7 protein-coding genes are annotated in these 8,716 nt (G+C 56.0%); 6 read left to right on the top strand and 1 reads right to left on the bottom strand.

The annotated features are described in order from the left end of the window. The first annotated feature begins 231 nt into the window (after positions 1 to 231). Together putP and A1WC_RS16840 are read left to right on the top strand one after the other, a co-directional pair. Positions 232 to 1,740, top strand: a complete 1,509-nt coding sequence (gene putP, locus A1WC_RS16845; RefSeq protein ID WP_008805945.1) for a sodium/proline symporter PutP — start codon at positions 232 to 234, stop codon at positions 1,738 to 1,740. 134 nt (positions 1,741 to 1,874) lie between these two features. Then, positions 1,875 to 2,309: a DUF3574 domain-containing protein gene (locus A1WC_RS16840; protein ID WP_008805946.1), complete on the top strand. Its 435-nt coding sequence runs from the start codon at positions 1,875 to 1,877 to the stop codon at positions 2,307 to 2,309. A gap of 31 nt (positions 2,310 to 2,340) precedes the next feature. Here A1WC_RS16840 and A1WC_RS16835 read toward each other — a convergent pair whose 3' ends face one another. After that, on the bottom strand, positions 2,341 to 3,525 hold the full coding sequence (locus A1WC_RS16835) for a NupC/NupG family nucleoside CNT transporter (RefSeq protein ID WP_032691350.1): 1,185 nt from the start codon (positions 3,523 to 3,525) through the stop codon (positions 2,341 to 2,343). Between the two features lie 270 nt (positions 3,526 to 3,795). On the opposite strand from A1WC_RS16835, the gene efeU reads away from it, so the two are divergent. From efeU to phoH, 4 genes are all read left to right on the top strand, one after another. After that, entirely contained in the window at positions 3,796 to 4,626 is an 831-nt protein-coding gene (gene efeU, locus A1WC_RS16830; protein ID WP_008805948.1) for an iron uptake transporter permease EfeU, read from the top strand. Positions 4,627 to 4,677: 51 nt separating this feature from the next. Further along, on the top strand, positions 4,678 to 5,805 hold the full coding sequence (efeO, locus tag A1WC_RS16825; RefSeq protein WP_008805949.1) for an iron uptake system protein EfeO: 1,128 nt from the start codon (positions 4,678 to 4,680) through the stop codon (positions 5,803 to 5,805). Between the two features lie 4 nt (positions 5,806 to 5,809). After that, a complete protein-coding gene (gene efeB, locus A1WC_RS16820) occupies positions 5,810 to 7,093 on the top strand; it encodes an iron uptake transporter deferrochelatase/peroxidase subunit (RefSeq protein ID WP_016160606.1) in 1,284 nt (427 codons plus the stop codon). Between the two features lie 504 nt (positions 7,094 to 7,597). Then, on the top strand, positions 7,598 to 8,386 hold the full coding sequence (gene phoH, locus A1WC_RS16815; protein ID WP_002898923.1) for a phosphate starvation-inducible protein PhoH: 789 nt from the start codon (positions 7,598 to 7,600) through the stop codon (positions 8,384 to 8,386). The last annotated feature ends 330 nt before the right edge of the window (positions 8,387 to 8,716 follow it).

Here is an 8,716-nt window from a genome sequence, read left to right on the forward strand (position 1 = left end):
AACACTTTTGTTTGGTGCAACCTTTAAAAACGTGAGAGAGTGCAACCTCTAAAAAAATGACGTTTTGCGCTGTCGGGTTTTCGTGTAAATGCTGTGTTAAATCATTTGTGAAAAACCGAAGCTTCCGTCAGGATACGGTCGCCCAATTAAACAACGCACCATTACCCCGTTCCGGTAGTGGAAAAAAACGACGAAGCGGGATGCTGTCGATAAAAATTCTGGAGACTTTGCATGGCTATTAGCACACCGATGCTGGTGACATTTATTGTTTATATTTTTGGTATGGTTTTAATAGGGTTTATAGCCTGGCGTTCGACCAAAAACTTTGATGATTATATTCTCGGGGGGCGGAGTCTGGGGCCATTTGTGACCGCGCTTTCCGCCGGTGCCTCGGATATGAGCGGCTGGCTGCTGATGGGCCTGCCGGGCGCCATTTTTCTCTCCGGGATTTCCGAAAGCTGGATTGCCATTGGCTTAACGCTGGGGGCGTGGATTAACTGGAAGCTGGTAGCCGGGCGCCTGCGCGTGCATACCGAGGTGAATAATAACGCCCTGACGCTGCCCGATTATTTTACCGGCCGTTTTGAAGATAAAAGCCGGGTGCTGAGAATTATTTCAGCGCTGGTTATTCTGCTGTTCTTTACCATCTATTGCGCCTCGGGAATTGTGGCGGGGGCGCGTCTGTTTGAAAGCACCTTCGGCATGAGTTATGAAACCGCACTGTGGGCCGGGGCGGCGGCGACGATTATCTATACCTTCGTCGGCGGTTTCCTCGCCGTCAGCTGGACCGACACCGTGCAGGCCAGCCTGATGATTTTTGCCCTGATCCTCACCCCGGTGATCGTGATTATTTCCGTCGGCGGCTTTGGGGATTCGCTGGAAGTCATTAAGCAAAAGAGCATCGAAAATATCGACATGCTCAAGGGGCTGAACTTCGTGGCGATTATTTCGCTGATGGGCTGGGGGCTGGGCTATTTCGGTCAGCCGCATATTCTGGCGCGCTTTATGGCGGCGGATTCGCACCACAGTATCGTTCATGCTCGTCGCATCAGTATGACCTGGATGATCCTGTGCCTGGCGGGCGCGGTGGCGGTCGGCTTCTTTGGTATCGCCTACTTCAATAACAACCCGAGCCTGGCGGGCGCGGTGAACCAGAACGCCGAGCGCGTGTTTATCGAACTGGCGCAAATCCTGTTTAACCCGTGGATTGCCGGGATCCTGTTGTCGGCGATTCTGGCGGCGGTGATGTCCACCCTGAGCTGTCAGTTGCTGGTCTGCTCCAGCGCAATCACTGAAGATTTGTATAAAGCCTTCCTGCGTAAAAACGCCGGCCAGAAAGAGCTGGTGTGGGTGGGCCGTATGATGGTGCTGGTGGTTGCCCTGGTGGCGATTGCCCTGGCGGCCAATCCGGAAAACCGCGTGCTGGGACTGGTGAGCTACGCCTGGGCTGGCTTCGGCGCCGCCTTTGGTCCGGTGGTGCTGTTCTCGGTGATGTGGTCGCGCATGACCCGTAACGGCGCGCTGGCCGGGATGGTGATTGGCGCCCTGACCGTGATCGTCTGGAAGCAGTTTGGCTGGCTGGGCCTGTATGAAATTATTCCGGGCTTTATCTTCGGTAGCCTGGGGATTGTGGTCTTTAGCCTGCTGGATAAAGCGCCGTCGGCCAGCATGCAGCAGCGCTTCGCCGAAGCGGATGCCCATTATCATACGCCGCCGCCGGTACGCGCCACGGCTGAGTAAGGTCATCTGACGCTCACGAGCCCGCCGTTGGCGGGCTTTTTTTTGTCTGTTGCCGGGCCGGAATATTATAACCCTTGCTAATTATTTGAAAATCCGCTGATATTTCCTGACTAATAACAATGAGGATAGCAAAGATGACGTTCAGACAGGGTGCAATGGCGCTGGTGCTGGCAGGGTTACTCAGCGGCTGCGTGGCGGGTGGAAGTTCGTCGACCCGCGCGCCGAAGCCCGGCGCCTGCCCGGCGGATCGGTCCATGGTGCAAACCACGCTTTATTTCGGCCTGAGCCGCCCGGCGGGGAAAGACATCACTGCTGAAGAGTGGCAACAGTTTGTCGACCGCGACGTCACGCCGCGCTTTCGCGATGGGCTGACGGTGTTTGATGCCCGCGGCCAGTGGCTTGGCCAGAATGGTCAGGTGGTGCGGGAGCAGAGTAAAGCGCTGATGGTGATCCATGGCAACGATGCGCAGAGCGAGGCCGGTATTGAAGCCCTGCGCCAGGGCTATAAATCACGCTTCGCGCAGGAGTCGGTGATGCGTGTCGACCAGCCGGTCTGCGTGCAGTTCTGAGTAAACGGCGGGGGCAGCCCCGCCGTTTGTCTTACAGCACCAGCCCGGCGAAGCTGGCGGAAAGCAGGCTCACCAGCGTGGCGCTATACACCAGCCGCAGGCCGAAGCGGGAGACGATATTGCCCTGCGGTTCATTCAGGCCTTTGATCGCCCCGGCGATAATGCCGATCGAGGCAAAGTTGGCAAACGACACCAGGAAGACCGAGAGAATGCCGAGCCCGCGCGGCGTCATGCTGGCGGCAATCTTTTGCAGCTCAATCATCGCCACAAATTCGTTAGCGACCAGTTTGGTGGCCATGATGCTGCCGGCGTTCAGCGCATCGCTCAGCGGGATGCCGATAAGCCAGGCCAGCGGATAAAAGACGTAGCCGAGGATCTGCTGGAAGCTGAGACCAAACAGGGTAGCGAACAGCGCGTTAATGGCGCTGATCAGGGCGATAAAGCCGATCAGCATCGCCAGAATAATCATCGCCACTTTAAAGCCGGCCAGAATATATTCCCCGAGCATTTCAAAGAAACTCTGCGATTCATGCAGCTTCTCGAGTTTTATTTCCTGCTCGCTGTCCGGCCGCGTCGGGTTAATCACCGACAGCACGATAAAGGTACTGAACATATTCAGGATCAGCGCCGCGACGACATATTTGGCATCCAGCATGGTCATATAGGCGCCGACAATCGACAGCGATACGGTCGACATGGCCGTCGCCGCCATGGTGAACAGACGCCGTGAGGAGAGGTCGCCCAGTACGCCCTTGTAGGCGATGAAGTTCTCCGACTGGCCGAGGATCAGCGAGCTGACGGCGTTGAAAGATTCCAGCTTACCCATGCCGTTTACCTTCGACAGCAGGGTGCCGATGACACGAATGAAAATCGGCAGGATCCGCCAGTGCTGAAGAATACCAATCAGCGCGGAAATAAACACAATCGGACACAGGACGCCAAGAAAAATAAAGGCTAACCCTTTTTCGCTCATGCCGCCAAAGACGAAATTGGTCCCTTCAGCGGCAAAGCCTAACAGTGAAGCAAAAAAGCCGGAGATATTTTTCACCAGCCACAGGCCGCTTTCTGCGTGCAGGAAAAAGAAGGCGAGCGCTATTTCGATAATAATCAACTGGAGAATGTAACGAATACGAATTTTTTGTCTGTCGTAGCTGACAAGCCAGGCCAGGGCGAGGATCACCACCAGCGCCAGCAGGAAATGAAAAAATGCAGTCATGTTGTTCTTTTCGCAGGTCAATAAGGCCGCCATTTAGCCATAGCCGCCGCCACGGGTAAATATCTGGCGTAAAAAATCCTTTGCTTATTCTTTTCCCTCATAACAGGCGAATATTTTCGTAAGTCATTATTTGCCAGCGATTTATTTACAGATAGTCATCATTCTCTAAACATTTCGCTTGTGTTTCTGAGTATTGTAATGATAATCACTATCATAAATATTACCTGTTTTTGCATTCGTTGACGGTGCTTTACATTTAAGGGTATTGGCATGTTTGTCCCATTTCTCATTATGTTACGCGAAGGCCTTGAGGCGGCGCTGATTGTCAGCCTGATCGCCAGCTATCTGAAACGCACCCAGCGCGGCAACTGGATTGGCGTGATGTGGATTGGCGTGATCCTCGCGGCGGCGCTGTGTCTTGGCTTAGGCATTTTTATCAACGAAACCACCGGGGAATTTCCTCAGCGCGAACAGGAGTTGTTCGAGGGGATCGTCGCGGTCATCGCGGTGGTGATCCTGACGTGGATGGTCTTCTGGATGCGCAATGTCTCGCGCAACGTTAAACAGCAACTGGAGCAGGCCGTGGACAAGGCGCTGCAGCGCGGTAATCACCATGGCTGGGCGCTGGTGATGATGGTCTTTTTCGCCGTTGCCCGTGAGGGGCTGGAGTCGGTCTTCTTTCTGCTGGCGGCATTCCAGCAGGATGTCGGCATCTGGCCGCCGCTGGGGGCGCTGCTGGGCCTGGCCACGGCAATCGTGCTGGGCTTCCTGCTCTACTGGGGCGGTATCCGCCTTAACCTCGGCGTGTTCTTCAAATGGACCAGCCTGTTTATTTTGCTGGTGGCCGCTGGCCTGGCCGCGGGGGCGATCCGCGCCTTCCACGAGGCTGGCCTGTGGAACCTGTTCCAGGATACGGCCTTCGATCTGAGCAACGTGCTGTCGACGCATACGCTGTTCGGCACACTGCTTGAAGGGATCTTCGGCTACCAGGAGACCCCGAGCGTTAGCGAAGTGGCGGTCTATCTGCTTTATCTGATCCCGGCGCTGGTGCTGTTTGCCCTGCCGCCGCGGAATAATACCACTGCCTCGCGGGCTGCCTGACCGGGCGCTGCGAGCTTATAAGCGACACTCTACTTACCGAAAGGGATGATCATGATGATTCATTTTCGCCGTAATGCGCTGCGGGCGACCGTGGCCGCGCTGCTCAGCTCTGCATTGGGTGCTCAGGCTGCGGATATCCCGCAGGTCAAAGTCACCGTCAACGACAAGCAGTGCGAGCCGATGCAGGTGACCGTTAAAGCGGGTAAAACCCAGTTTATTATTCAGAACCATAGCCAGAAAGCGCTGGAGTGGGAAATTCTGAAAGGGGTCATGGTGGTGGAAGAGCGTGAGAACATCGCGCCGGGCTTTACCCAAAAGCTCACCGCTAACCTGCAGCCAGGCGAATATGATATGACCTGCGGCCTGCTCACCAACCCGAAAGGGAAACTGATTGTCACCGGCGAAGCAACCAAAGACGCGGCGAAAGCGGATGCGGTGTTGAGCCTCGGCGACGCGATCACCGCTTATAAGGCCTATGTGACGGCGGAAACCGCGCAGCTGGTCAGCGGCACCAAAGCCTTTACCGACGCGGTGAAAGCGGGCGACATCGAAAAAGCGAAAGCGCTGTACGCCCCGACGCGCCAGCATTACGAGCGCATTGAGCCGATTGCCGAGCTGTTCTCTGACCTTGACGGCAGCATCGACGCCCGCGAAGACGACTTCGAGAAAAAAGCGGAAGATCCGAAATTCACCGGTTTCCACCGTCTGGAAAAGGCGCTGTTTGGCGATAACAGCGTCAAGGGCATGGAAAAATATGCCGATCAGCTGAACAGCGATGTGCTGGAGCTGCAAAAACGCATCAGCGAGCTGGCGTTCCCGCCGTCAAAAGTGGTGGGCGGGGCGGCAGGATTAATTGAGGAAGTCGCAGCCAGCAAGATCAGCGGCGAAGAAGATCGTTACAGCCACACCGACCTGTGGGACTTCCAGGCCAACATTGACGGCGCACAGAAAATCGTCGACCTGCTGCGTCCGCAGCTGCAAAAAGAGAACAGCGCGCTGCTGGCGAAAGTGGACGCCAACTTTAAGAAAGTGGACAGCATCCTCAGCAAATATCGCACCAAAGACGGTTTCGAGACCTACGATAAGCTGACCACCGCTGACCGTAATGCGCTGAAAGGGCCGATCACCACCCTGGCGGAAGATCTGGCTCAGCTGCGCGGGATCCTGGGTCTGGACTAAGTCGATGGCACAACAGAAACCACACGACGTGAACGAGCCGTCACGTCGTCGCTTACTGAAAGGGATCGGCGCGCTTGGCGGCGCGCTGGCCATCACCGGCGGCTGCCCGGTGGCGCATGCGGCAAAAGCAGAAAGTTCCCCCGGGACGCTCACACCCGACGCCCGTCAGGAAAAACAGCCCTTCTACGGCCCGCATCAGGCGGGCATCCTAACGCCGCAGCAGGCTTCGATGATGCTGGTGGCGTTCGATGTGCTGGCGTCAGATAAAGCCGACCTCGAGCGTCTGTTTCGGCTGCTGACCCAGCGTATCGCCTTTTTAACCCAGGGCGGCCCGGCGCCGGATACGCCGAATCCCCGGCTGCCGCCGATGGATTCCGGCATCTTAGGGGCGTGGATTGCACCGGATAACCTGACCATGACCGTCTCGGTTGGCCATTCACTGTTTGATGAGCATTTTGGCCTGGCGGATAAAGCGCCGAAAAAACTGCAGCCGATGACCCGCTTCCCCAACGATTCACTGGATGCCGCCCTGTGTCATGGCGACCTGCTGCTGCAGATCTGCGCCAATACTCAGGATACGGTGATCCACGCCCTGCGCGATGTCATCAAACATACGCCGGATCTGCTGAGCGTGCGCTGGAAGCGGGAAGGGTTTATCTCCGACAGCGCGGCGCGCAGTAAAGGCAAAGAGACCCCGATCAACCTGCTGGGATTCAAGGACGGCACCGCTAACCCGCCGAGCCACGACAGCGCGCTGATGGATAAAGTCGTGTGGGTGACAGCCGATCAGGACGAGCCGGCCTGGACCGTGGGCGGCAGCTATCAGGCGGCGCGAATTATCCAGTTTCACGTGGAGTTCTGGGATCGGACGCCGCTCAATGAGCAGCAGACGATCTTTGGCCGCGACAAGCACAGCGGTGCGCCGCTGGGGATGAAAAACGAACACGATACCCCGGATTACAGTAAAGATCCTGGCGGCGAAGTCATTGCGCTGGATAGCCATATTCGTCTGGCCAATCCTCGCACGCCGGAAACCCAGTCCAGCCTGATGATGCGCCGCGGCTACAGCTATTCGCTGGGCGTCACTAACGCCGGACAACTGGATATGGGGCTGTTATTCGTTTGCTATCAGCACGATCTGGAAAAGGGTTTTCTGACGGTGCAGAAACGGCTTAACGGCGAGGCGCTGGAGGAGTACGTCAAACCCATCGGCGGGGGCTACTTCTTTGTTTTACCCGGCGTAGTGGATGAAAAACACTATCTGGGAGAGTCGCTGCTGCAGGCCTGATACCGACCCTGTCCGTGAGGGCAGGGCGTTTTCTGCTGTTTTTCTCTTTTTTATTATATTTCCTGCCATGTGTTATATTTCTGTAATACAAATGACCGATAGTCTCCTACACTTGCTTAAGAACTATTTGTTGCGTCATTGTGAAAAATAAGTTGCATTAAGAATCTTTTTTGATGTACTTATTACATACGCGGTAGTTCCCGGCAGTGTGACGTTTCACTATGGAGATCGCGAATGGTAAGGTCCCGTACCGGACAACGTAAAACCACAGACCGTACTCTTCAGCACGGAAGCCCCGCTTCCGGCAGCGATTTTCTTACCCTTTCTCCTTCCGCTTCGAATTATTACCACCTTGGCAGGGTACGCGGTGCGCGTAGCCGCGACTCGTTGTCAGTTCTACCGGCAAGCAATGGCTTACAAGGAAGCCAAACCTCAATCGTTCGTGCGCATAGTCGCGTCGATGTTGACGCGTGTGATGTAAACCTACAACGCAAGGTGCTATCCATGGGAAGACAAAAAGCAGTGATCAAAGCTCGTCGTGAAGCAAAACGTGTGCTGAGACGGGATTCACGTAGCCATAAACAGCGTGAAGAAGAATCGGTCACATCGCTTGTGCAAATGAGTGGCGTAGAAGCAATTGGCATGGCGCGGGACAGCCGTGATACTTCCCCAATTGAGGCGCGCAATGAAGCTCAGGCGCATTATCTGAATGCCATCGACAATAAACAGCTGATTTTCGCCACCGGCGAAGCCGGATGCGGCAAGACCTGGATCAGTGCGGCGAAGGCAGCTGAAGCACTGATCCATAAGGATGTGGACAGAATTATTGTTACCCGTCCCGTTCTGCAGGCCGATGAAGATCTTGGCTTCTTACCGGGAGATATCGCCGAGAAGTTCGCGCCCTATTTCCGACCGGTTTACGACGTGCTGGTGAAAAGGTTGGGGGCTTCCTTTATGCAGTACTGCCTGCGTCCGGAAATCGGCAAGGTGGAAATCGCGCCGTTCGCCTATATGCGCGGACGTACCTTTGAAAATGCGGTGGTGATTCTGGACGAGGCCCAGAACGTGACCGCAGCGCAAATGAAGATGTTTTTAACCCGCCTCGGGGAGAACGTGACGGTCATCGTCAATGGCGATATCACCCAGTGCGATTTGCCCTCTGGTGTGAGATCTGGCCTGAGTGATGCGCTGGCGCGTTTTGAGGAAGACGAGATGATCGGCATCGTGCGTTTCACCACCGATGACTGCGTGCGCTCGGCTCTCTGCCAGCGGACGCTGAAAGCCTATTATTAATCGTCATACTGTGAGCAAGGCCCGGGCTAGCCCGGGCTTTGTTGTTTTTGGGCATCCTCCCGGCGGCGCTGCGCTTAGCCGGGCTACCTGGCGGGTACGGTCTGGTAGCCGGGGGAGGCATTGCTGCCGACCCCGGGGATGTCTGCGGTGCCACAAGCGAAAAAAAAGCCCGTACATGCGTACGAGCTCTTCTTAAAATATGGCGGTGAGGGGGGATTGACTCGCTTCGCTCGCCGTTACTCGGCCCATCCATGGGCCTCGCCCCTGCGGGGCCAACGCAGGCGTTGTTCAAAAACGCTCCCGGCGTTTTTGTCGGGGCAGCCCGCTCGC

It is taken from the genome of Klebsiella sp. KTE92 (genome assembly GCF_000398905.1).
GTDB classification, from domain to species: Bacteria; Pseudomonadota; Gammaproteobacteria; order Enterobacterales; family Enterobacteriaceae; genus Klebsiella; species Klebsiella variicola.

Coding starts and splice junctions, on each gene's coding strand:
- putP (WP_008805945.1), top strand. CDS start 232: ATGGCTATTAGCACACCGATGCTGGTGACATTTATTGTTTATATTTTT.
- A1WC_RS16835 (WP_032691350.1), bottom strand. CDS start 3,525: ATGACTGCATTTTTTCATTTCCTGCTGGCGCTGGTGGTGATCCTCGCC.
- A1WC_RS16840 (WP_008805946.1), top strand. CDS start 1,875: ATGACGTTCAGACAGGGTGCAATGGCGCTGGTGCTGGCAGGGTTACTC.
- efeO (WP_008805949.1), top strand. CDS start 4,678: ATGATGATTCATTTTCGCCGTAATGCGCTGCGGGCGACCGTGGCCGCG.
- efeB (WP_016160606.1), top strand. CDS start 5,810: ATGGCACAACAGAAACCACACGACGTGAACGAGCCGTCACGTCGTCGC.
- efeU (WP_008805948.1), top strand. CDS start 3,796: ATGTTTGTCCCATTTCTCATTATGTTACGCGAAGGCCTTGAGGCGGCG.
- phoH (WP_002898923.1), top strand. CDS start 7,598: ATGGGAAGACAAAAAGCAGTGATCAAAGCTCGTCGTGAAGCAAAACGT.